The organism is Shewanella livingstonensis (assembly GCF_003855395.1).
Lineage (GTDB): Bacteria > Pseudomonadota > Gammaproteobacteria > Enterobacterales > Shewanellaceae > Shewanella > Shewanella livingstonensis.
On sequence record NZ_CP034015.1, the window covers coordinates 3,624,462 to 3,650,872 of the forward strand.

The window sequence follows — 26,411 nt, forward strand, 5'->3', positions numbered from 1 at the left end:
TTAGCTTACTATTAACTTTAGGTAAAAAGAAGCTGTACCAACACAGGTACCGCTATCTGGAATGTTGAAAATGTCACACTCATTTGAATTTGATGAAGATGATGCGCCATGGGGCGATAACATCAAGGGAAAACCAAAGTCGAAAAAAGTAAAACAACGCCGCCGTGATACTAAGCGACGTTTTTTTGACGATAATGCAGAAATGGAGTTCGCACCTGCTAAGTGGAAATAATTTAACAGGATTGTCTCATCAAGTTTAAAAAGCAAGTTGCCTGCAACTTGCTTTTTTGTTGACAAAAAAATAGCCTCGAGCAATTCAAGACTATTTAAGCAAACTGATTTATTGCAGATATTCGATCGATATAACGTGACCAATGAGTGGTTAAAGCATTTCTGTTTATAGATACAATATGGTAGCTAATCCTAGGAAGGTGAAAAAACCTACCACATCGGTAACAGTGGTGAGAATAACCGACCCAGATAACGCGGCATCTTGATTAAAACGTTGTAAAATCATTGGTACCATAACGCCAGCAATAGCGGCAACAGCCATATTAATTAAGATGGCACAACCAATAACAATGCCCATTATTGTATCGTTAAACCACCATCCAGCAATAATACCGATGACGACGGACCACAACATACCATTAAGCGCACCAATACCGAGTTCGTTCTTCATCAACGACATAACGTTACCAGCAGAAATCTGCCCCATGGCCATCCCACGGATCATTAATGTTAACGATTGGCTACCAGCAATACCGCCCATTGAAGCCACTATTGGCATCAATACCGCTAACGCAACGACTTGCGACAACACATTTTCAAATAATCCTATGGTAGCAGAAGCTAAAAATGCTGTAAGCAAGTTAATCCCAAGCCACACCGCACGACGTTTTGCACCCACTACAATCGGGGCAAATAAATCATCGTGTTCATCCATACCGGCGGTTGCCATTAATTGTGCTTCGTAATGTTCACGCACTAAGGCTGTAGCCGTTCGCAGTGTCATTCGACCAATTAATATACCGTCTTCATCGACAACCGGTAATTCAAGTTCGCGGCTATGTTCAATGGCTTCAGCTGCTTCGATCAAAGATGAATCTGCAGAGATAACTCGGCTATCTTCCCATTTTAGTACTTGCAGTTGAGTATCAAGATCTGCTGTTTTGAAAACATCATAACGACGCACAGTACCGAGATATTTATCATTACTATCGACCAAAAATAAATGGTCATTACAATCTAAATCTATTCGACGAAAAAAACGTTGTCCTTGGGCGACAGTAGAAGTCAGACTCAATGCCAGCATCTGGTGATCAGCATAACGACCGATTTCATTTTCAGAATATTGATCATACAGTTCGAAGTGCTTACGCTGACGCTCACCCATCTGTGCTAATGCACGATCGGTAATATTGTCCGGTAACGAATCACTCCACTCAATAAGATCTTCAGGACTTAATTGAGAAAAGAGTAAATCTAGCTCCTCATCGGGCATTTTCTTTACAATGCCTAAACGAGGATCGGCGCGCATCAAGTTTAAAACATCAACACGCTCTCCAACATCAACTTGCTGCCAACGTTCATAGCGCTCATCAAGCGGTAACGATTCTAATAGTAAAGCAATGGTACCTGGTTCAGCTTCAGTCAAGATTTCACTGAACATTTCAGCCTGTTCATCACCTTCGGCCTCAGTTAACAAATGTACCACTTGGCTAACATCTGCTTGTGGTTGCGAACTGGTGTCGATTTCATCTTCAGAGTTAAGTTCGTTCTTTACATCATTCATAAGCCCGTCCTTAATTCTTAGTAAGAAAATATGCGCAAACTATATTGAAATTAGTATTGATAAGCAAACAGATAAATTAAGTTGCTCACAACTTAATTGCCAACTAACCATGTTTATAATATAGTTTACCTTTAATTTAAAGGAGCATTACATGACCGCAACAATTTACCCTATTATCGTAAAAGACATTCAAGGCAATGATGTTGTTATGGAGCACTTTAAAGATAAGGTTTTGCTCATTGTTAACACTGCCAGTAAATGCGGATTTACGCCACAATACAAAGCCCTTGAAGTGTTATATCAGCAATATAAAGATCGCGGTTTAGTTATTTTAGGCTTTCCCTGTAACCAATTCGGTAAGCAAGAACAAGGCAATGAAGATGACATCAGCCAATTCTGCGAGCTCAACTTTGGCGTAACTTTCCCACTTTTTAGCAAAATTGAAGTTAATGGCAGTAATAGTCACCCTTTATATCAATTTCTCAAAAAGTCTGCCAAAGGCCTTTTAGGCAGTGAATCGATAAAATGGAACTTCACTAAGTTTTTAGTCGATAAGCAAGGAAACGTGATTGAACGATATGCACCAACCACCAAACCAGAAGATCTTAACGCTACTATCAAAAAACTGCTTGGTTAAACCTAATCCGGATCAGTAATCGAATAACGATATTCTATGCGAGTTTGTTTTGGCGATTAATGTCATGTTAATCGCCTTTCGTTTACTTACGGACTAAGGTCACTCGCTAATCACTATCTCGTCAACATGATATTTTATCTGCTTAACCGTATATTTGAATAATAGACATACCGCAAAAAACATTGAACCTTAAGCTTTTGATAATCAAACAATAAAAATTTTATTCCATTCTTTTGAAAAAATAGTTCATTTATATTGAACTTTTAAACCATCAGGTACTCAAACTTAGTAACAGTGATATTCACTTTTGTTCTTCATCTCCCAGGGACTTCTAGCGCGGTCCCCTTGATCGCTAAGTCGATCGATAGGCAATCATTTGATTGCCTTTTTTTATGCCTCTTGATTGCACCGCTATTCTAGAGTTTTTTAAATTATCTCGATAAGTACAGTCACTACCTTGTCCTATCCATGGTGCGTAACTTCTACTAGAAATAATAATCGGCTCTTTTGTTGTACTGACAGATATAGACCCGTTACTAACGCCTATATCAGTTTTGCCAGCACCATAACTTAATGCTACTGGCTTAAAATAATCCATTTCTATCTAAGTAGCCCATTTATTATCCCAAGTTAAGGTTAAGCTAAACTGAGGCTAAGCCGTTAGTGCATATGATTATTCACCGACTTAAAGTAAGCTAAAATATAATAAAAAACGGTTAATATTAAAAAAAATCAGCTAAACGATGCACTGCTATCGCGGTTAACACTTACCATTATTGAACCACTTTCCACCACAGCAACGGAACTAGCTTTAGTAATCAACTATTTTTAAATTTACTGTCGTATTTAATGAACTTTTACACATAGCCCTAGTCAGAATATAAGTAACAAGTAAGACAGAGTAACTATCACAAAGGATAGAGTAACTATGTAAACACACTAAACGTCCTCCTCCAACGTTTCAGTTTGTCTTCAAAGGTTTTATTAGTTACTTTTGAATTTACTTATTGCTACAGTTTTATGTGTATTGTTCATCATCATCCCTATTAGGGGAGTATTAACACGCTAGCGCACCGTTAATGTCCTCGTAAAGAACGACTTAGGCAACCACATTGGTTGCCATTTTTTTTGCTTTTTTATTTTCTTATGACTTACATTGTGACTTGCTGTTGTAATGCATAGATCAACGCCCCTAATTTATGATCAATTTTCTATCAACATCTCCCTGCCATAATCGACAGCTTAGTTAATTCAGGTTAAGAAAACGTTTACGAGTAAGGCTGTTTCAACTCAAAAACGTCACTACTTTTGATGAAAATATCAGCAACTCGCTTAAGAGCGAGTTGCTGATAAAAAATTATTTCAAAATAATTCATTTTCTGATGAACTTTTATAATAATGCTCGGTCCTATTAATTGTACGGATAAGATTTAGTTTGAAGGAAGTAAGTGCAGCATGATGAGTTAACCTTCTCCCCCGGCGTTAACTGATGATACTGCCAAGTGATTTGCTCTACTTACCTTAAGCTTCAGTCAGGATTAAGTTATTGCTACACCGTTTTATGTTCATTGTTCATCATCATCCCTATTTGGGGAGTATTAACACGCTAGCGCACCGTTAATGTCCTCGTAAAGAACGACTTAGGCAACCACATTGGTTGCCATTTTTTTAGATTTTTTTTGGTTTATGCTGTAAAGTGTCTTGATAATTAGATTTAAATATTGAGTGGCTAAATGTCTTAATACTTTGAGTACTTTGAATTTAAATAGTGAGTCCCGCAGTTAACTCAAATGATAAACGCATAAATTAACTGTTCCAAATTATCAGCAATACCTACCTCAATTGCAAACCACCGCAGAAAAAATACTGTTGATGATAAACTCAAAAAACTCATATAACGTCTAACAACAGTACTGTTCTCGCTCAAATGACTTAATGAATTGTCAAAAATTACCAATCGATAGTGTCCTACATTTTCACCAAGAAAATAAATTCAAAATAATTTATTTTCTTGGTGAACTTTCCTAATAATGCTCGGTCTTATTAATTGTACGGATAAGATGTAGTTTGAAGTCAGTACAGCATGATGAGTTAACCTTCTCCCTCGATGTTAACTGATGATACTGCCAAGTGATTTACTCACTTACCTCAAGCTTCAGTCAGGATTAAGTTATTGCTACACCGTTTTATATTTATTGTTCATCATCATCCCTATTTGGGAGTATTAACACGCTAGCGCACCGTTAATGCCTCTCGTAAAGAACGACTTAGGCAACCACATTGGTTGCCATTTTTTTGGATTTTTTATGGCTTATGTTGCGATATGGGTTATGACTTGCCATTGTATTACATCAATCAACACCCAAAATTTACTAGCTCTTTTTTAGCAATTTCTAACGTGGCCGCAATCATAATCAGCGGTTTGAATGATTCACGTTGAGAAAAAGGTTAGCGAGTAAGGCTAAGCTGTTAATTAAAAACTTAATTTCTCACATTTAACAGTCCATATTCAATCATCCTCTAATTAGAATGACAGTTAATCGCAAGGTTGTTTCAACTTAAAAACGTCACTACTTTTGATGAAATATCCGCTACTCGCTAAAAATAATTGCCTCATAAATAAATTATTTCAAAATAAATTATTTTTTGGTGAACTTTTATAATAATGCTCGGTCCTATTAATTGTACGGATAGGATGTAGTTTGAAGTCAGTGCAGCTTGATGAGTTAACCTTCTCCCCCGATGTTAACTGATGATACTGCCAAGTGATTTACTCTACTTACCTCATGCTTCAGTCAAGATTAAGTTATTGCTACACCGTTTTATGTTCATTGTTCATCATCATCCCTATTGGGGGAAATTAACACGCTAGCGCACCGTTAATTTCCCCGTAAAGAACGACTTAGGCAGCCAATGTGGCTGCCATTTTTTTATTATTTTTTTGATATTGAATACCCAATAAAATGCAGCTAATTTACGAAAGGTTAAATAAGTTATCCAGCTGTACTTGCAAAGAAGGATGATAACCGGGACGAGCTTTTGCATAAATAGCAACTAGCTCTTGTTGATAACCGGCTATTTGTAATTCAACAAACAATGGCCTAACAAATTTCCCCCGGCCTATGCGGCATAAATAGGCACTTAGCGCAGGTAATACGGGATCAAAATGATTACGGATAGCAACTCGGTACCAATCACAGGCTATTTCGGCATTCAAACTATCAGTTAATCTAAAGGTATTATCTAAGTCTAATAATGTGGCTTGGCTGACGACTAATGGTAATTGGGTTAAAAAATATTGCCAATGGTGAACTCGCCATTGGCTCACCACTAAATCACTTGCCGAAGCACCTTTGACGATAGCTTCCACAGCTAAATCAACTTTATCCAAGCTGCTTGATATCGGGCCCTTAAACCATAGCGGTAAGCCCTGGCCATATACCCACTCATTAAGTTCAGATAATGTTAGTTTATCGTGATGTTCCACCAGCAATGTTTGTTTCGCGTAATCAATAAATATTTCGGTAGTAATGGCGCTAAACGCAAAATAGTCAACATACTGAAATAGAAACCGATCGAATGCAGGTCGACCTAATCGGCTCTCAAGTTCATGCACAAACATTGATGCTTTATCGTAGGTAAATCGATTAAAGGCTAGATTAGGATCACTATCTTGCACGTTGGCAGGTAAGGTTTGGCTCGTTAAAGGGGTCGACTTGATTTCCTCTTGTAAACGGCCATATTCAATAACCCATTCAAGCTCTGCCTGCTCTTTACCATAAACGGCTTCAACAATACGATTAGTAAAATAAGTAGTAAATCCTTCATTGAGCCATAAGTCTCGCCAAGTGGCGTTGCTAACTAAATTACCGGTCCATGAATGGGCTAACTCATGAGCAACAGTAGAAACAAGGCTTTTATCACCGGCGATTAACGTCGGAGTCATAAACGCTAACATAGGATTTTCCATACCACCAAAAGGAAAACTCGGTGGCAATACAATCATATCAAATCGACCCCAAGCATAAGGTCCTAGTATAGACTCAGCTATTTGGATCATCGACTCAGTGTCTTCAAATTCTTTAACCGCCGCAGCAAGCATGCCGGGTTCAGTGTAGATGCCACTTCGAGGTCCAGTTGCTTGAAAACTTAACTCTCCAACCGCTATCGCTAATAAATGTGTTGGAATAGGTTTGTTCATACAGAATGTAAACACGCCATCATCGGGCATATCAGGGATGTTTTCGGCACTCATTACCGCACGCAACCCTTGTGGCACTGTGATTGTCGCGTTAAAGGTTATTCGTGCTTTAGGGCTATCTTGTAGGGGTATCCAGCTACGAGCGTTGATAGGTTGCGATTGGCTAAATAGATAAGGTAATTTTTTACCTAAGGTTTGCTCTGGCGTAAGCCATTGAAGCCCTTGAGCGGCTGTTGATGTGCGATAATGAATCACTATCTCATTGATTTCTTCGCCAACATTAATAACCAACTTTTGGCCTAAAATCGCATTCACATCACTCATTTTATACAACAACTGATTAGCGTGATTGTCAGTGATGACTTCTATGTTCAGATCGCGGCAATCCAACACTAATTCGTGCGTTGATACTGTTCGAGTAAATTGTAATCGTGCAACACCGATGAGTTGTTGTAAGTTAAAATCAACCACAAGATTGAGCTCAAGATGATGTACGCATAAAGCATCCGTGTTGGCACTTGAATGGTAATCGTGTTGTACGTTCCATTTTGCAGTCACAAAAAATCCTTACCTAGCAGAGAAAACATTAAATCTAGCAAAGATAATAGCATCCACAAACATGTGCTACAAAGTACACCAACGACTATCTCGTCATTTCAAAACTAATCTCATTTTTCAATTTTAGTCACATAGGGCGACTAACTTAAATCTTGCTTCAGATCACTTCAGCTCTTCATTTCCTGCTGTTACGACCTAATGTTGATGACTTCTTAAAGCGAGCACGACCTTTTTAACTAGCCTCTGGCATTACCCCATATCAAATTGATAATTAGACAGTTATTCGTCGCTATTTATTATTAAATTTTCTAGTCGATTTTATTTTTATATAAAAAAGTATTTTTTTAGCTTTACAGGGAACTAACTCAAAAGCGACGAGTCTTATTATATGAACCGAATTTGCATTACTTAATTATTTTTACCGAGTTGCTAGTTTTTGTTCATCATCATTCTCCTATTCGATAGTTATAAAAATCTATCAACAGTATTGCCCTTAGCAATAGCAGCAACCTCTTAGTTAGGTTGCTTTTTTTTATCTTTTTTTCAGCATTAGAAAACAAAAAAGGCCTCAAAGAGGCCTTTTAAACTTTACGGTAAGTGGGCTAATTAAAGCTTAATCCCCACTTTATCTAAATCTTTTGTAATCACAGATGCTGGTAATGGAACATAACCATCTTTCTCAACAATTTGCTGACCTTGCTTAGACAATACGAAGCGTAAGAACTCACGATCCATTGGTGATAAGTCTTTGTTAGGGTGCTTGTTAACATAAACATATAAGTAACGTGATAATGGGTAAGTACCGTCTGCTGCATTTGCTGCTGTTGCTTCGATAAACTTATCACCTTTCTTAGAGATAGCGACTGCTTTTACGCCCGCTGTTTTGTAACCAATACCTGAGTAACCTATAGCATTTAATGACTGTGATACAGACTGTACTACTGATGCAGAACCAGGCTGTTCGTTCACGTTTGGACGGAAGTCACCTTTACATAACGCTTTTTCTTTAAAGTAACCGTAAGTACCCGATACTGAGTTACGACCATAAAGCTGAATATCTTTAGCAGCCCAATTACCATCTAAACCAGCATCACCCCAACGGTTAACTTCTTTACCGCCACACTTGTGTGTAGAAGAAAAGATAGCATCAATTTGTTCAATGCTTAAGCCTGTAATAGGGTTATCTTTATGCACAAATACTGCTAACGCATCAATAGCAACACGAACAGCTGTCGGCTTGTAGCCAAAATGTTTTTCAAATGCTTCAACTTCATTAGGCTTCATCTTGCGGCTCATTGGGCCGAACTGAGAAGTACCTTCTGTTAACGCTGGTGGCGCAGTAGAAGAACCTGCTGCCTGAATTTGGATATTAACGTTTGGGTAAACATGTTTGAACTCTTCAGCCCATAACGTCATCATATTTGCTAAAGTATCAGAACCAACAGAAGACAAGTTACCAGAAACACCACTTGTTTTTTCATATGATGGTAAAGTTGGATCAATAGCAGCCATAGATGCTGCTGAGAATACGCCAGCGGCTGTAAGAGTAATCGCGCCGACAAGTTTTTTCAGTTTCATTGTAATGCTCCAGAATTAAGCGTACTAAGTTTTTAAAACGTAGTCAGTATCGACCTCATTGATGACAAGTCTATGACGTTGATGTGACAGTTAGATGACATAGGAAGAAAAAGTATTTTATTTGTAACTTAAAAATTTAAAAATAAAATTATCAAGCACTTATATCAGCATGGGTTTTTATATTTAATCACCAAAATCAGTAAATCATAATTTGATAGAGATAAATATTGCCCGAAATGATGCTAACAAGGCAGAATTGTTACACTTAACATCCCATGTCTTTATTGTACTAAAGCTCACAAGATAACTACTCGCATATACTTAGGTGCCAAATAACGCTTATCAATAAACTCGGTCTGCTTTCATATCGCCATCGATATTAAACATTCACTTATTTTGCTAACAACCCGTCTTCATGTATTAAAGCGTTATCAACAGTGTACTTGCAGCCTGTTAATACAACGGACATAACCAGGTATGTTGATAACTAATCTTGGATTATGAAAATGAACATACAAACCTAGGCTAATGATGAGGCAATAGGCATTAGCCTAGGTTTGATTAGGCATTAGTGATATTGAAATATTTTTACACTTACTGAGTTAACTCATCCCACACTCTCAGAGCAAGTGCATTTAACCAATATCAACCATAAAAAAAACAGCATAAATGCTGCTTTTATTCTCTGGTGAGCAGTCACTATTGCCGCACGAGTAAATGCGATGGAACGATAAAGCTAAAGATACTGCCTTTGCCATACTCACTCGTTACCTTAAGCTCACTGTGATGATGGTTTAAAGCATGTTTTACTATCGCTAACCCTAAACCACTGCCGCCAGTTTTACTTGAACGCGCATTATCGACTCGATAAAAACGTTCAGTTAAGCGGTTGATATGTTGTGGTGCGATACCCACCCCAGTATCGGTCACCGAAAACAACGCTCCGGTTGCAACACTTTGCCAATTAACCGAAATCGTTCCACCTGGAGTGGTATAACGTATTGCATTTGAAATCAAGTTGGAGCAGGCACTGCGTAACTGCAGTTCATTGCCATGGGTATTCAAACCCGGTTCGCAGTTAAACACTAATGTATAGTCGGTGCCAGCAAGTGCTTTGGCTTCTTCTTTAAGAATATCGATCATTAACGCCATATTCACTGTTTGCGATAAATCAATATCGACAGCATCCTCAATGCGCGACAGGGCTAACAATTGCTCAACCATCGACTGCATTCGAGTCGTCTGTTGCTGCATCAATGACAATGGCTTATGGTTTGGTGAATCTGCGTCTTCCATGGTTTGCATAATTTCTAAATAACCCTGCAATACCGTTAGCGGCGTTTTAAGTTCATGAGAAACGTTAGCGACGAAATCTTTACGCATACCTTCTAATTGATGAATGCGGGTGACATCGCGAGCGATTAACAGTAATTGACGATCACCATAACTCATGACTCGAATTTCAAGTAAACGCTTATCAGAAACGGGGGAAGGGATTTCTAGTGGTTCGTTATATTTAGCTTTTTTTAAATAGATTGAAAAATCTGGGTGACGGATTAGATTATCAATTCTCTGGCCATTATCCTGGGGCCAAACAAAGCCTAATATTAACTGAGCAAGTTTATTACACCATAATATATTGTGCTCAGCATCAAGCACTACTGCCGCATCGGGTAGTGCCTCTGCGCCTTGACGAAAACGGGCTAATAAAGTAGCTAATTGGCCTACTCTTCGACGATTTTTCCCCTGCAGACGATATATGCCATTAAACACTCCTTCCCAACTGCCACGCCCTTGCGGAGGGGTAAGTTTTTTATCTTTCCATAACCAGAAGTTTAAACGAGTAATTTGGCGATAATGCCACACAAGTAATGCAATTGTTCCAAATAACATAACGATAACGACTTGATTGAACAAAGCGCCAATAAGCATAAATAAAACAAGCAATAAAGCTAACCGGAAAAATAAACGATATCCAGAATACGAGATAAACATAGGCTACCTAAATTCGAAAGTAACGCTGCCAACACATTCAGTGTGGTTACTGATTATTAGGACTAACGAGGAACCACAAGATAGCCTAAAAAGACTATTGTGGCTAGGCGGTAAAAAAGAGTTTTTAAAAACTCTGCCTATCGTGGCAGAGCCTTTAGCACCGCCAATACACATTACATTCTAGTTGAGAATCGGTAACCTGCACCACGAACTGTTTGGATCAATTTATCATGTCCACCCTCTTCTACCGCTTTGCGTAAGCGTCTAATGTGTACATCTACAGTTCGGTCTTCAACATACACATTGGTACCCCAAACGTTATCGAGTAACTGCTCTCGGCTATATACACGCTCAGGATGGGTCATAAAGAAATGCAACAAGCGAAACTCTGTCGGTCCCATGTCGAGCACTGCATCACCAACGGTTACTCTATGACTCACAGGATCAAGTTGTAATCCCTGCACATCAATGGTTTCTTCTAAGCGAGTAGGTGCACTTCTGCGCAACACAGCTTTAATTCGTGCGACGAGTTCTTTAGGTGAAAAAGGTTTCGTTATGTAGTCATCAGCTCCTACTTCGAGGCCTTTAACTTTATCTTCCTCTTCACCTCGAGCTGTCAGCATTATAATCGGGATCTGACGAGTAAATTCATCTTGCTTTAACCGTTTAGCTAATTGAATGCCACTACCACCAGGGAACATCCAATCCAATAAAATTAAATCTGGATATGGCTCTTTAAGCAACTCAATCGCCGAATCAAAATCTTCAGCAGCAGCTGTCGTAAAACCATGTTGATCCATCACAAATGTCAGCATCTCACGGATTGCTGATTCATCTTCTACTATTAATATCCTAGCTGTCATATTGGGTTTCTACGTTAATTTGCCACGAGACTATTATTGGACACTTTTGTTACAGATTTATGATCTAACGGCTAATTCTGCCATTAAATACGCCTTTTTGTCATAAAAAATTCATTACCGTTACTACAATGTAACAAAAAAGGGCCTAAGCCCTTTTTTAATTGATTGAAGATTTAACCATCAAATGATGACTGGTTTAGAACTTATGTTCGATACCAATACCAACATAGCTATCATCTTGGTCATTTGAATCAAACGAGTTGGCCGTGTAAAAAGCAAATAGTTTAGTGGGTTTACCTAGTTTATAGTCAGCACCTACAGACCATGAATCGCCTTTGTTTTCCATGTCGACATACTGAGCTTTTAGCGTTACATCATTGATGTCGTAAGCGGTACTGAATAAGAAACCGTTATCTGTTACACCGCTATCTAGCGCTTCTTGTTGCTGGTACATACCACCAATCACTAAGCCAGCAACTTTACCTTGAACCGTTGCTCGTGCAGTGTCATAACCTTTTACTTTTGAATCATAAGCAATCGCTGCATATATTGGTGTACTTTTAAGACCTGCATCACCGTACATTACAGCCATGCTCACACCATCTTCACCACTAGAATTGTCACCAACAACTTGGTCTGAATCGCCTGATGCAACATAAGTGACACCCGCTTGAAAATCACCAAACATAGGTGTGTAGTATGTCGCAGTTTGCGCCATACGGTTTTCACCTTTGAACATGTTTTTTACGTCACCAGATAAATCGTTAAACTGATCAACTTTGCCTTGAGATACTTTAAGGATAGTGTCGTTACGACCGACAGAAACGGCACCGAAGTTACCTTTTAAACCAACAAATTGGTTACGAGCTAAAAAGTTTTCTTTGTCATCATCACCAGTATTAACTTCGTATTCGATGGTGTAGAAAGCTTCTAATGATTTGCTTAACTCAAACTCACCGGTTACACCAAAACGTGATGCATTACTTTGAATGGTTGTTTCAGTTTCATCATTAACATCATTAGACTGTGCTGTAACATTTAATTTTCCATAAACTTGTAGAGGATCTGCCGCATAAGCACTTGATACTAAAGAGGCTGCCATTGCAGAGGCTAGTAGAGTTTTACAAAAAACATTCATCATTTCATCCTTTCGACGTATATTTCGTCATGGTTATTCTGGGTTAGTTGTATCGGAACGAGCAGAATTTTGCCTTGCGAATGTTTCAGAAATATTGCACTGCGTGATTAAAAAAGAATATTTACCATACCAAGCTACATTATTGGACAGTAAATCTAGCTACAGCAGTGGTTTCCGGTAAGGTTGGAGAAATGTGACAATTTGATGAATTCTAACCCTAGCGACTATAGCGGTCGCATTATTAGTGTTTTTTTGTAGGTTTACCGCTTTGCATCTATCCCGTAAACTGCAGTAACTTATTTTTCCTGTTAATTAATGAGAGCCTTCTATGTGGTTTAAAAATCTCACCCTGTACCGTTTCAATAAACCGTTTACAACAGATACCGAAACGTTAGAAAATGCCTTAGCTGATTTCACTTTCTCTCCTTGTTCAAGCCAAGACATAAGCAAGTTTGGTTTTTCTAATGCCCTGGGCAAAAAAGGCCAAGCATTAGTCCATAGCGCCGAAAACCGCCATCTAATTTGCGTCACGAAAGAAGAAAAAATTCTCCCAGGCCAAGTAATCAAAGAAGCCTTAGATGAAAAAGTGGCTGAGATTGAAAATCTGGAAAACCGCAAAGTCACTAAAAAAGAAAAAGACACTATTAAAGACGAAATTACTACCACCTTATTGCCACGGGCATTTTCTCGACGTAGCCAAACTCATGCACTCATCATGCCTGAGCTAGAAATGATTTTAGTTGATAGTTCTAGTGCGACTAAAGCAGAAGAGTTGCTAGCACTGCTTCGTAAAGCTATAGGTAGCTTACCGGTTATTCCGCTGAGCTATGCGACACCTATAGAGTCAACCTTAACGCAATGGCTACAAGCGGGTGAAGCGCCAGCACCATTTGAAATGCAAGATGAAGCCGAACTCAAATCTGACTCAGACGAAGGTGGAATCGTTCGCTTTAAGCAACAAGTTCTCCAAGAAGACGAAGTACTTGCCCACATAGCCACAGGCAAGCAAGTGCACAAATTAGCCTTACATTTTGGCCAATCTATTGCCTTTTTAATGCAGTCTGATGCCAGTATTAAACGCCTTAAGTTTGCTGAAGAGTTTCGAGCAGGCAATGATGACGTGGGTACAGAAGATCCATTAGCGCGTTTAGACGCTGACTTTTCTTTGATGGGCGGCGAATTAGTGGCTTTTATCAATGCAGTTAATCAAGCTTTTGGTCCTTTAGAACAGAGCGTCTAACACCACAAGGGTAATCCATGAAACTTTACGGTAGCTTTACGTCTCCTTTTGTTCGTCATTGCCGAATAGCCTTATTAGAATCAACATTAGATTATCAATTTATTGAAACAGATCAGGATAGTAGCGCAAAGTTATCGCCAACTAAACGGGTACCGTTTTTGCACGATGGAGCGTTATCATTAACGGATTCCAGCGCAATATTACGCTATATACGTCATAAGTCGGCAAAAACGTATCTTGATACTGTGATAGAACTTGATCAGTTTTGCATGATCAATACTGCGCTAGACAGTTCAATTAATTTGTTTTTCTTGTCTCGTGATGGTGTTGATATTGAGCGGTTTGATTACACAATAAGACAAGCACAGCGAATTAAAGCAACCTTAGCAGAGTTTGAACAATTCGAGCTACCGCAGCACGGGCCGTTTAATGATGTACAGTTGAGATTAGGCTGTTATTTAAGTTGGGCGGTTTTTCGCCAACGGATTAATATCGAAGACTACCCAAAACTGAAACTGTTTTTAGCTGTAATAGAAAAAGAGCCATTTTTTATTGAAACGGCTCCAACTTAATTAAGCTCATAAAAATGCCCTGTTATCAGGGCATTTTATTGTCAATTAGTCCTAATATGCCAATATATGTATCTCAATGCATGTAAATGAATACATAAGTATCAATCCATAAGGCATATCGCTGACTTAGTCAGTAGATTTAATCCAACCACCTTTATCATCAAACGGCCAATCAACACCCAACCACGCCTTATAAAATGCTTTCTGAGCGTCGGTAACCTCATCTACAGATGTAATAGATAAGTCACCTTTAGGTTGCTCCGTTAATTGTAGGCTTACGTCTTTTAAACGTTCATCACTGAATATACTCAGCTTAATCGTATCACCAACAGCAAAATCATTAAGGCGCTTAGTCAGTCCATCCGCCGTCACTTTTAATCCATTAACCGCCACAATTTCATCGCCAGCAGCAATACCAGCATTCCAGGCAGGACCATTTCTAAGCACACTAGCAATGGTTAAATCGTTATATAAGCCAGACAACATCATTCCAGCATCGACTTCGGTTTTAGGAGATTGACCATAAGTCGTGATCAAACCAGCATGTGCCAACAAGTCATCAAAAGGTAAACTAAATGGCTGGTTTACATATTCAGTCCACCACGATTGGTAGTCTTTACCAGAAAGGTTTTTTAAAATAGATTGCACGTCCGCGACGTTATAACTTAATGGAATTTTGTATTGTTGATAAAGCGCTTTATGGACATCTCTATATGAATGAGCAAGTTGCGTATCGCTTAACAAACTAAAATCAAGTGCCATTGAAGCCAGGTAACCTTCAGAGTAAATATTCACACTGTGATTAACCGCATAATCGCCCCAAGTACTGCTCCATTGGCCTAAACTGGCTTCTGCAACAGATTGAATTTCACGACCAGGATTTTGTTGATTCAATACAATTCGCTGACTTAAATCGTCAAAAAACTCTTTGGCAGTTATCACTCCAGCACGTAACAATAATTGATTTTGAAAATAACTGGTTGAGCCTTCGGCCATCCACAGTAAATCACTCATATTTTCAGATTGATAATCGTAAGGGACTAATCCTTGAGGGCGGTATGATTTTACATTCCAACTATGGATAAACTCATGCGAAGCAGTACTGATAAAACGTAAATAGTCTTCACGCTCACGAAAATTAAATCGCGGTAATTGAATCACAGTAGAATTAAGATGTTCTGTAGCGCCGCGAGCTCCACTAGTAGCATGCACCATATAGACATAGCGTTCAAAAGGATAACCGTCCCAAATCTCTGAGGCTTGGCCGCTTATTTTACGTAAATCGGTAAGAATTTGAGTCGTGTCATAATTACCCTCACCCCAAAATACCACCTCATATTGACGATCATCAGCCTCAAAACTAAAATGCTGGCTTATTCCCGTTTCAATTGGCGAGTCAACTAATACATCATAATTGGCGGCTTTGAACGAATGGGACTTGCGGCCTTTGTCCATACCAGAATAACTTTCCCAGCCTTTAGGCACAGTCATATTAACCGTAACAGGTTGCTGACGAAAAGCAGCGCTATACATAAATACGCCACTGGCATCTAAAAATGCATGACTACTGTCAATATGACGTAAACGCTCACCAAGTTCATTAGCATGTAGTTGGTAAGTCACCTTAACTGATGTAGGTTGGATTAAGGCTATTTGCCATTCGCCGCTGGCAGTTCGCTTCCAGGGTAACGATCGGCCTTTACTGTCAGTCGCATTAAACAATCTTATGCCATCGGCAATGGGTAATACTTGATATCTACCCGTCCGCCATACGGGTAGATTAACGGTTAATACCTGCGCGTCAGTTTGAGGAAATGACACACTCACCTGAGCTAAATGGTGCGCGGGCTGATTAATATCAATATGGTAATCGACATCAGCAAGGGCTGGCATAGCCCAACTCATCGAAAAAATGGCACTGCTGGTTAAAATAGCAAGAGAAGTAGGTTTCACTCTAGGTTCCTTCTGGTATGATTCTATTGTTTTTATTTTAAATTCCGAACAATTATAACGATCTAGACTCATTAACACAGTGGCAATGTGTCACTTAGCGAAAAACACCCAGTATCCACACTGACTAACATAAATTTATTTACCCATACAACGCGAAAATAAAGTCCACGTTGACTAACACTATAAAAGGTATCTCTTACTATGCTTCGATGTTTTTCTCTTGTCATATTATGTTCGATACTATTAAGTTCCGTGGTGTGTGCAAGAGATATTGAACAGCTAGAAACATTGTTCAAAGAAAATCCACAGAAGCTTTATAGCAGGTTAATGAAGACCACTGAATTTCCTTTACAGTTCTCAAATAACGTGGAATTTGAACAAGCTGCAGGAGAGTTAGGCTACCCACCAAATGAGCTTCATCGTGATTTAGAGTTATTAGCTCGGCTTAATTTGGAAGCCAAACTAACATCGCAAACTAAGTATCAAGATGCCAAACTGCTCATAACCCAATTAAATGCTATCGCATCAACAACACTTGAACAAGCGGTTGTGATAATGCTTAAAGCACGAATTAAGGGACGTCAACACCAAGAATATAATCAGGTTATCGTTGAATATAATGATGCGTTAAATATGGTTAATACCGATGTCAGCCTAGAAGGCACGCTGTTTAAAGCTACCCTTCACGAACAATTAAGCATGTTACATGTGTTATTACTTCAACCCACCCCAGCGCTGTCTCATTTAAATCGTTACCGCGAAATCGCTTATCAGTTACACAATAATTATTTTATATCGGATGCAGAATCGCAATTAGGTCGTTATTACAACCTCAATGGTGATCAAGCAAAATCATTACAGCATTATAGTGAAGCATTTCGTTTAGCCAACAACATAGACTACCCAGGAATTAAAGCTCATACACAGCTTAATCTCGCCCGGACCTACCGTGATTTAGAGCAATGGGGGGATGCACTAAAATATGCCCATAATGCTGCAGAGATATTTCAGACAATAGGTCAAGATGTCTACTTATCTGAAACATTGACCGTCATGGCAATGATTTACGCTGGCCAAGGTCAATGGAACAAAACCATCGATTATTATTTAAATGTCCAGCAAGTCAATGAACGGATGGACAACAAAATAGCAATAGGGCTCACATACCATAATTTAGGTGAAGCTTATTTCAAATTGAATAATATCCAAGCTGCATTGAATGTAATGCAACGTGCTAATGATATATTTAGAGAACGTAAAGTAGAACATTACTTAGTTCATAACGAACTACTGTTTGCTGAAATAACGGCTAGCGAAGGCATGTGGGATAAGACTATTGAACATGCAAAAAAAGCTATTAAGCTAGCTAAAAAGAAACAGTTAACAGAAGTACAAACTGAGGCGTTAGGCTACTTATCCACCGCTTATCGCAAAATCAACAATCTTAATGCGGCACTTGAGACTGTCGATGCCATAGTTGAATTAATCAATAATTCACAAGATAAAACCGATCAAACTAATGATTTTTCAGAACTCACTGAACAAAAATTAAAATTCGAACTGGGTCTATTACATAATAAACTGGAACAGAAAACGGCTAAAAATAAATACAATCAGTTTATCATTTTAGTGTTAATTATTATTTTTAGTATTGCGATAATATTATTGATTTTTATCTACAGAAAATTTCAACAGCGAAATATTTTGTACCTCAATGCGCAACGTCTAAATACCATAGACCCTATGACACAAGCTCAAGGTTACCGCGCATTTATTCAGCGGATCAACACACTAAAAAATAATGAACCTAAAACGTTAGCATTAGTGAATATCAATGAATTAAATAATATTGATATTCAACTTGGACTTACTGAGTCAGTTACATTAATGCAACATTTCAATGACCAATTTAGTCAGCACCTAGACACTGAAGTTTTTACAATACGTTCAGGGGTGATTGGGTGTTATTTTGATAAACACTATGACGCAGATATCATTTTAAATGCGGTAATAGAGAGCCTTAAACAATTAAAAGCGACGCAATTTACGATTCCAAACTTTGCCCTAAAATCAGCAGAACTGCATGCCAGTATTGGTCATATAAGTTTACCTTTACTTGCTAACCCCGATGTTAGTATTAGTGCCGAATTAAAATTTGAAACATTGCAATATGCCCTTGCCGCAGCAATGGAAATAACAGAACAACCGGCTTATGTTTCACTTCGACCACTTAACTTTGCGCCTGCAGCTATTTTTATGCGACCACTTTATTTAAATCTAACTCAGGCACTTAGTCGAGGCATTATTCGTGCAGAAAGTAATCGCAATACCCATGATATCAACTGGCCGAAGAACTAATCGTTTAATAAACTTGCAATTATAGTTGTTTATACTGTTTTGTACGGTAATTGGATTTGCTGCACAACTTTATTGAGATAATATTACTATAATGTTAACTGGTTAAAGGTTAATGAATATAAATCCTAATTAATGTCGACATTATTGCTACAATTACAGCAGTCGATGCTTTTAGATGATAAACGAGAGTAGGCACTGCAACATGAAAGAGTCAAATACAGCGATAACTCAAATTTCATTGATGAAGCAAAAGCTCCATGCAGCTAAACTTGCTCTTGAAGAGATAAATATCGATCGCAATGACAAATTGAAAACACTGATTCAATTTATCTCTCATCTTAGTCTTGCTTGCAAAGGACAAAATTTAGAGCTCGATAATAAACTGGCTAAATTGCGTCATCATATGCATGATTTTGAACAAATTGACGAAGCACTTCCAGAATTAGTCGACATTGAAAGGTTATTGAAATCCCAATATAGCCATACTATGACTCGCTTAGAGGACAGTCGAAATGGGCTCAATCGAGTGATCCGCCAGATCCAACGTATTAATGCTGCACCTGATAAATTAAAAAAAGAAATCACCTATTTTAAACAAGAATTAAGCAAGCCATTTCACACGGTATGGGAATATATACCCAAAGTTGAAAAGCTGATTTTTTTCTATGAAGAAATTTTAAAACACGAATTTGCCGATGCTGATGATTATGAAATTTTACCGCAACATATTCAACTAGCCAAAGAACTTGCCGCAAAGATCGCCGAAATTGAATTTAGAAAAGATCAGCGAGACCAAATTTTAGTCATAAAAGAAGTATTGCTTGGTGATATCAGCTTAAGCAACTTGCTCGAATCTTACCAAGCCATATTAAGCTTATTATTAGAGAATATTGCTCGCGAAAAAAGCGCATCGCAAGACTTTTTATTTGCGCTTAATGATGCCCTGACAATCGTTCGCGATGTCGTCAATAACACCTATAACAATAGCCAACGTGGTGAACAGCTCAAAGGGCAACTCAATAAAGAGATAAATTTACGCGTTAATACCGCTGACGAACTGGTTATTAGTGCCGATAATCTTAACCAATTAAAAGTTCAACTAACCGTACAGTTGTCTTCACTTCGTGATGTACTCTCTCGTAAAGAAGCGCTAGAACAACGCGAACAAACACTATTACGTAAGTCGATTGAGTCGATGCGTAAAGAGCTCAATTCGATGAGCCAAGAAGCCAATAACTACAAAGAAAAGCTATTTGAGCATCAAAAACTCAATCTGCTTGATCCGCTCACTCAATTAGCCAATCGTACCGCGTTAGAAGACCGTATGGAGCAAGAATATCGCAACCATATTCGTTTTAAAACGCCGCTATGGATAGCCATTACCGACATAGACCATTTTAAAGGTATTAATGATAGTTTTGGCCACAGTACTGGCGATAAAACCCTACAAGTCATCGCTATGGCCTTAAAAAATTCATTACGTGACAGTGAGTTTGTTGCCCGCTATGGTGGCGAAGAATTTGTATTATTATTACCTGATATCACCGATGAACATATCTCTCAATTATTAAACCGTGTGAGAGAGAAAATTAAAAATATTCCGTTTAAGTTTAAAAATCAGAGAATTACAGTTACATTATCTATAGGCGCTGCACAAGTGATGGAAAATGAAACGCTTGAAGAAGCGTTCGAAAGAGCCGATGCAGCATTATACCAAGCAAAAAACAACGGCAGAGACCGAGTCGTTATTGATATCTAGCCCATTCCAAGATAATTCTTTGGACTCGGTATCAAAAATTCGAGTCCAAAGGAATTGCTTATGATCGTAAAAATTAGTCCCCGTGGTAGTTTAGATCAACTTTCTCAATTAGAAGTAGAACGTCTAAAACAAGGCGCAAAAAGCGACTTGTATCAATTATATAGAAATTGCTCACTAGCCGTATTAGCCTCAGGTCTTATCAGCGACAGCTCTGAAGCATTGTTTAGCCGCTATGAATCTTTTAGCATTAATATTTTACAGCGCGAAAGAGGCATACAAATTGAACTCATTAATCCTCCTATCCAAGCTTTTGTCGACGGTGAAATTATCACCGGCATTCAAGAGCATTTGTTCGCAGTGCTTCGCGACATTATCTATATCAGCAATAAATACGAAAATTTAAAACACATTGACTTAAGCAATGCAAAACACATTACTAACGTCGTATTTGATATTCTGCGCAATGCTCAGGCCATCTCTCCAATGAAAGACCCTAATGTCGTAGTCTGTTGGGGTGGACACAGTATCAACGCGGTTGAATACCAATATACTCGAGATGTCGGTTATCAACTTGGCCTGCGTCGATTAGATATTTGTACTGGCTGTGGACCTGGCGCAATGGAAGGACCAATGAAAGGCGCGGCAATTGCCCATGCCAAACAACGAGTACATAATGCCCGCTATATTGGTTTAACTGAACCCAGTATTATTGCCGCTGAACCACCCAATCAAATTGTTAATGAATTAGTTATTTTACCAGACATAGAAAAACGCTTAGAAGCCTTTGTTCGCTTGGGTCATGGGATTGTTATTTTCCCTGGCGGAGCTGGCACAGCAGAGGAGCTACTCTATTTTCTCGGTATCTTATTAAATAAGGACAATTGCGATGCATCCTTTCCATTAGTATTAACCGGGCCGGCAGAAAGTGCTGACTACTTCACGGTAATTGATGAGTTTGTTGGGGCCACATTGGGCGCCGAAGCACAAAGTAAATATCAAATCATTATTGACGATCCGGTAAAAGTAGCGCAAATAATGAAACAAGGTATGGAACAAGTAAAAACATACCGTAAACAAAAATGTGATGCTTACCAATATCAATGGTCATTAAAAATTGAACCCGAATTTCAACTACCGTTTGAACCGACTCATGACGTGATGGCAAATTTAAACCTCTACTTTCAGGATAATAAAGCAGAGCTTGCCGCAAACTTACGTAAAGCATTTTCGGGCATTGTCGCCGGTAACGTAAAGGGCGATACGATTAAGTTAATCCAACAGTTTGGCCCCTTTAAGATTGAAGGTGATGCTAAATTGATGCTAATGATGGATAAGCTTTTAAACGCTTTTGTTAAACAACAACGAATGAAACTACCAGGAAGCGCTTACGTGCCCTGCTACAACATAATAAAAACACATGAATAAACTACTTATTATTGACGGACTCAATCTCGTGCGCCGCATTCATGCGGTGCTACCTGATGAAAACGATATTACCAGCGTACAAGAACGTGTTTTAGCAGCATCTAAAAAAATGCTATTACAACATCAACCAACTCATTGTATTGTCGTCTGGGACGGCAATGAGCCTTCTTGGCGTAAAACCCTGTATAGCGACTATAAAAAAGGCCGTAAACCGATGCCTGCGGCATTGAGTGATGGCCTGATTAATATCAAAAACACTCTCGCTGAACATAACATCAACTCTTTCGACGCTCAGTCTGAAGCCGATGACGTTATCGCCACCATTGCGATGAAAATGATCAGTAACGATGGTGAGGTCATCATAGTGTCAACCGACAAAGGCTTTAGTCAGCTACCGACAAAAAAACTCACCTTGTGGGATCACTTTAATCAACAGGTGTTTGATGTTCAGCAATATGAGAAAAAACTCGGTATAGCGCAATATCAAATGCTCGATTTTATTGCCCTTGCAGGTGACAGTGGCAATAAAATTCCAGGGATAATGGGTATTGGCCCAAAATCAGCTGCAGATTTACTCAATAAATTCAGAACTCTAGCAAATTTATATCGTTCTTTAGATAATCTTGGTGCCAAACAAGCCCTTAAATTAGCTGAAGGAAAAGAAATAGCTCGGATTAGCTATAAATTAGCGCAGTTACAATGCGATATTCCACTGAATATTAATTTGAAACAATTTAGAACCAATCCGACAACACACTAATGCAGTAATAAACGACTGTAATAATAAACGACTGTAATAAACAATAATAAATACATTCAGTCAACGGTATTGACCATAACGGATTAAACACAATATGAACTCAAAAGTGACTTATATCATCGGTGGAATATTCACGGCCTATTTACTGTTTGTTGCGGTAGTGATTTTTGTTTATGAACCCCAACCAGAAGACCGAGCCTGGGATGACAGACAAGCATTCAACTTACAAAAAATGAGTGATATCCACTTTGGTCAAAACCTAGATGAAATCCGAACCTTATTAGGCAGCGCTGACTTTGTCGAAGCTAAAACGGGCCTTGATGGCCAATATCAAGTGCTATATTACCGTACTCATCATATAAAATCAGACGGAGTAACGACTAAAGAAGAATGTACACCATTGTTATTCAGAGACAATTTACTTGTTGCATGGGGACAAGATACCCAACAGCAATACTTTGACGTGCCAATAACCCAGCAAGCACCGCAATAAATCTGTTTTCTACCATCGGTATCATTAACAAAAACGCCCTAGCAGTATCTGCATAGGGCGAAAACATTGTTAATTTAAACAATACAATAACTTGCGGCTTTAATCTGCTTTTTTATACTCTTGATAAGCTTCACCTTGACGTAACCAGTCAGGGGCTGGTGCTCCTTTTAAATAATGGTCAAAATACTGCTTCATCTTAATGCTGTAATCGAGCTTATTGGGATACTTTTTCAAGTGGTGTGGCTCATCTTCATATTGTAAAAATACCACATCCTTTCCGGCTCGGCGCATTGCAAGGTATAACTCAACCCCTTGCTCCCAAGGCACAGCATCATCTTTATCACCAAACATGATCATCATTGGAGTTTGAATCCGGTCAACATAAAAAATAGGTGAGTTTTCAATGTATTTCTGGGGCGCATCAAATAAACTTTCACCTATTCGGCTTTGTCCAGTTTCATATTGAAACTGTCTTGCTAAGCCAGAGCCATGGCGAATGCCACTGTATGCACTGGTCATATTCGATACAGGTGCTCCAGTGACAACGGCTTTAAAGATATTGGTTTGAGTGACCGCATAAGCACTTTGATAACCGCCCCATGAATGTCCCTGAATACCAACCGCATCTGGATCGCTCACGCCCATCTCAATTAGCTTTTGCACCCCAGCAGTCAATGCTTTTACTGATGAAATCCCCGGGTAACCAATTTCAAAGCGGATATCAGGTAAGAAAATAGCATAACCATTGTCGGCATACCAAGCAAAGTTAGGCCGATGATTGAGCTTCATATCAGGAAAAGCATGTAACCTATCACTCATAAAACGATAAAAATACACTAGCGTTGGATACTGTTTGCCAGCTTGATAATTTGTAGGTTTAATTAACACTCCATCCATTTTAACGCCATCACCATCACGCCAATGGACTAACTCTGCATTACCCCACTTAAAGGACTCACGTTGTTTATCAAGAGTTGTTAGCTGCTTTGCATTTTGCGGTGACGTATTATCGGCAATATACAAGTCTGGATATAAGTCATAACGTTGCTTTGAAAATACCACAGCCGCGTCTTTATTCGCCCGAGTAAGCAAGGTTAGTTTACTGTCGCTTTGGGTTAAGCGGCTAACGCCTGCTACGCCGATTTTAGCGCTAAAAAAACCATCGGCTTTTGATTGATGACTATAACCTTGCAGTAATACACTATCACCTTTACTCACTACTGCTGGCAATGGTTTTTCGTGGGCCAAACCGACTATTCTAAATTGAGTTTGCTGTTTTCGCCCTTGGCCCTTGGTCAACATAAAGCCTTGCTTAGATACGGTATTAAACTGCCATACATCATATTTATCATATACTGTTATCGCACTATCATCAGCTAACCAAGGTCCAAAACCGTAACCGGGTGCCGCACTAGGATAATCATGATCTTCATCAGCAAAAGGTGTGGCAATATTGGCGGTTAGGTTAACCCTGCGCTGTGATGTAACATCAAATATAAATACATTACCTTGTCGATAATACGCTAAGTACTTCGCATTTGGTGACAAGGTCGGCATCGCATCACTCGGTTGCTGAGTTAATACTCGGGTTTTACTGCCGCTATTAACATCCACTAAATACACATCGCGATAAAAGCCTGCCCAAGTGACCATTTTTTGATAAGGCAGATCTGAACTGGCTAATAAGAAACGGGCTTGTTCGCCATAAGTAACATCTGGTACAACTTGGTCTGCTAATTGAACTAACTTATTTGAATCTAGGTGTAAAACCGCTAAATAGGTACGTTTTAATTCTTGCTCATATTCTTTGACTTCTTGCGGCTTAATTTTGGCATCTTCACCATGCCAAATACGTAACTGCTTGTTAGCAGTAATCATCTCAGGATTAAAAACATCCTTTGGATTTAGATAAGCAGCTAATTCAGCTTGCTGCGCCACTTTTGGCACTCGGCCAACAAATAAACGCTGAGCATCTTTTGAAAACTGTAAGCTAGAATATTGGTTATAAGTCCATCCCTCAGACTGAGCAAACTGATGTTGTTTATCGTGTTGAACATCAAGTAACAATAGATTGTGCTCACGGCCATAGCGCATCGAACTTGCCAGGCCTTTTGTTACGGCAACATATTGACCATCATCACTCATCGCTAATGCTTCAATATGCTCTTCTTTACTACTATAAAGTTCACGCTGTGTTTGACTGTCTAATGTGACCAACATCACTTGATGCAGTTGAGTCTCACTTTGATTGATCACTGCAGCCAAATGATGCCCTGCTTTATCAAATGTAAATTGAGTCACATTCGATAATAATGTTTGCTGCTCTGTAGCCAGATTAATCAAGCGGATATCAACGCCTTTATCAGCCTTGTCAGTTTCAGCCTGTGGATTAGCTGCAGTATTAGCCGCAGTATTAGCGCTATTTTCAGTGGTTATAGTTTCAGACTTTGTCGATTGAGGCTTTGTCAATTCAAGCTCAGTAGATTGAGATGCCGTCGTGTTAATATCAGTCGTTTTAGTATCAGCCGGTTCAGGTTGACTCGCTTCAAACTTGACGACTAAAAAGCGTCCATCATCACTAAATGAAGCGGAGTCAACTTTAGCAAATTGTTGCTGCTCACCATTTTCAGTATTGAGTAATACCACCTCATGAGGTAAGTCGTCTTTCTTTTTGGTTTCACGGTCAAATAAGCTTGCTTCAATTGTCGCTAATACAAATTTACCATCAGCACTAACTTGAACATCGGTGCCATTGGCTATTTCATATTGTTTGCGATTATCACTAAAACGAATTAATGCACGACTATCGCCTCTATCAGGAGTAGCCTGTACAGCAATCACCTTGCCATTATCAGAAATAACCGGCTGTTGTAAGGTTTCAAAATGCATAATGTCATCAATAGACAGTGCACGTTGCTCCGCCGCATGGGCACTAAATGACAGACAGACTGCCAATGGAATTAAATTAAATAATTTCACAGTTTTCCTCTAATGGTTCCGGTCATAAATAGCTGGAACAAATCAACGCAATAAATCACAGTAATAGCTTTTCGTAATAAGCTATCGAAATGGATAATCTGCAATCT

Annotated in this window: 17 protein-coding genes; 9 read left to right on the top strand and 8 right to left on the bottom strand. The window is 38.9% G+C overall.

Annotated features, from left to right (window positions below; translation table 11 throughout):
* Nucleotides 1-70: 70 nt before the first annotated feature.
* On the top strand, nt 71-232 hold the full coding sequence (locus EGC82_RS15680) for a small highly charged protein (RefSeq protein WP_124731588.1): 162 nt from the start codon (nt 71-73) through the stop codon (nt 230-232).
* Nucleotides 233-397: 165 nt separating this feature from the next.
* Here the strand turns inward: EGC82_RS15680 and EGC82_RS15685 are convergent, their stop codons facing one another.
* Nucleotides 398-1,795, bottom strand: coding sequence for a magnesium transporter (locus EGC82_RS15685; RefSeq protein WP_124731589.1), 1,398 nt, complete (start codon nt 1,793-1,795; stop codon nt 398-400).
* Nucleotides 1,796-1,946: 151 nt separating this feature from the next.
* On the opposite strand from EGC82_RS15685, the gene EGC82_RS15690 reads away from it, so the two are divergent.
* Nucleotides 1,947-2,432: a glutathione peroxidase gene (locus EGC82_RS15690; protein WP_124731590.1), complete on the top strand. Its 486-nt coding sequence runs from the start codon at nt 1,947-1,949 to the stop codon at nt 2,430-2,432.
* Nucleotides 2,433-5,406: 2,974 nt separating this feature from the next.
* On the opposite strand, the gene EGC82_RS15695 is transcribed toward EGC82_RS15690, so the two are convergent.
* From EGC82_RS15695 to EGC82_RS15715, 5 genes are all read right to left on the bottom strand, one after another.
* Complete coding sequence (locus EGC82_RS15695; RefSeq protein WP_124731591.1) at nt 5,407-7,191, bottom strand: M1 family metallopeptidase; 1,785 nt, start codon at nt 7,189-7,191, stop codon at nt 5,407-5,409.
* A 606-nt stretch (nt 7,192-7,797) separates the two neighbouring features.
* Nucleotides 7,798-8,769, bottom strand: a complete 972-nt coding sequence (locus EGC82_RS15700; protein WP_124731592.1) for a PstS family phosphate ABC transporter substrate-binding protein — start codon at nt 8,767-8,769, stop codon at nt 7,798-7,800.
* Between the two features lie 699 nt (nt 8,770-9,468).
* Nucleotides 9,469-10,764 (bottom strand): phosphate regulon sensor histidine kinase PhoR, encoded by a 1,296-nt coding sequence (gene phoR / locus EGC82_RS15705; protein ID WP_124731593.1) that lies wholly within the window; start codon nt 10,762-10,764, stop codon nt 9,469-9,471.
* A 173-nt stretch (nt 10,765-10,937) separates the two neighbouring features.
* On the bottom strand, nt 10,938-11,627 hold the full coding sequence (gene phoB / locus EGC82_RS15710) for a phosphate regulon transcriptional regulator PhoB (RefSeq protein WP_011638217.1): 690 nt from the start codon (nt 11,625-11,627) through the stop codon (nt 10,938-10,940).
* A gap of 196 nt (nt 11,628-11,823) precedes the next feature.
* Complete coding sequence (locus tag EGC82_RS15715) at nt 11,824-12,768, bottom strand: porin (RefSeq protein ID WP_124731594.1); 945 nt, start codon at nt 12,766-12,768, stop codon at nt 11,824-11,826.
* 325 nt (nt 12,769-13,093) lie between these two features.
* On the opposite strand from EGC82_RS15715, the gene rdgC reads away from it, so the two are divergent.
* Complete coding sequence (rdgC, locus tag EGC82_RS15720; protein WP_124731595.1) at nt 13,094-14,005, top strand: recombination-associated protein RdgC; 912 nt, start codon at nt 13,094-13,096, stop codon at nt 14,003-14,005.
* A gap of 17 nt (nt 14,006-14,022) precedes the next feature.
* Entirely contained in the window at nt 14,023-14,577 is a 555-nt protein-coding gene (locus tag EGC82_RS15725) for a glutathione S-transferase family protein (RefSeq protein ID WP_124731596.1), read from the top strand.
* A gap of 126 nt (nt 14,578-14,703) precedes the next feature.
* On the opposite strand, the gene EGC82_RS15730 is transcribed toward EGC82_RS15725, so the two are convergent.
* Complete coding sequence (locus EGC82_RS15730) at nt 14,704-16,530, bottom strand: M61 family metallopeptidase (protein ID WP_124731597.1); 1,827 nt, start codon at nt 16,528-16,530, stop codon at nt 14,704-14,706.
* Nucleotides 16,531-16,857: 327 nt separating this feature from the next.
* Here EGC82_RS15730 and EGC82_RS15735 point away from each other — a divergent pair, with 327 nt between their 5' ends.
* The 5 genes from EGC82_RS15735 to EGC82_RS15755 all read left to right on the top strand — a co-directional run bounded on the left by EGC82_RS15735 (nt 16,858) and on the right by EGC82_RS15755 (nt 23,325).
* The gene (locus EGC82_RS15735) at nt 16,858-18,888 is read left to right on the top strand and encodes a tetratricopeptide repeat protein (protein WP_164839149.1); all 2,031 of its coding nucleotides are present in this window, start codon (nt 16,858-16,860) and stop codon (nt 18,886-18,888) included.
* A gap of 202 nt (nt 18,889-19,090) precedes the next feature.
* A complete protein-coding gene (locus EGC82_RS15740; RefSeq protein ID WP_124731599.1) occupies nt 19,091-20,647 on the top strand; it encodes a sensor domain-containing diguanylate cyclase in 1,557 nt (518 codons plus the stop codon).
* Between the two features lie 60 nt (nt 20,648-20,707).
* Entirely contained in the window at nt 20,708-22,072 is a 1,365-nt protein-coding gene (gene ppnN / locus EGC82_RS15745) for a nucleotide 5'-monophosphate nucleosidase PpnN (RefSeq protein ID WP_124731600.1), read from the top strand.
* Nucleotides 22,065-22,832 carry a flap endonuclease Xni gene (gene xni / locus EGC82_RS15750; RefSeq protein WP_124731601.1) on the top strand — a complete coding sequence of 256 codons (768 nt, stop codon included), beginning with the start codon at nt 22,065-22,067 and terminating at the stop codon, nt 22,830-22,832. The genes ppnN and xni overlap by 8 nt, the downstream gene beginning before the upstream one ends.
* A 94-nt stretch (nt 22,833-22,926) precedes the next feature.
* Nucleotides 22,927-23,325 (top strand): DUF3192 domain-containing protein, encoded by a 399-nt coding sequence (locus tag EGC82_RS15755; protein WP_124731602.1) that lies wholly within the window; start codon nt 22,927-22,929, stop codon nt 23,323-23,325.
* A 99-nt stretch (nt 23,326-23,424) separates the two neighbouring features.
* Here the strand turns inward: EGC82_RS15755 and EGC82_RS15760 are convergent, their stop codons facing one another.
* Nucleotides 23,425-26,304, bottom strand: a complete 2,880-nt coding sequence (locus EGC82_RS15760; RefSeq protein WP_124731603.1) for a prolyl oligopeptidase family serine peptidase — start codon at nt 26,302-26,304, stop codon at nt 23,425-23,427.
* Nucleotides 26,305-26,411 lie beyond the last annotated feature (107 nt).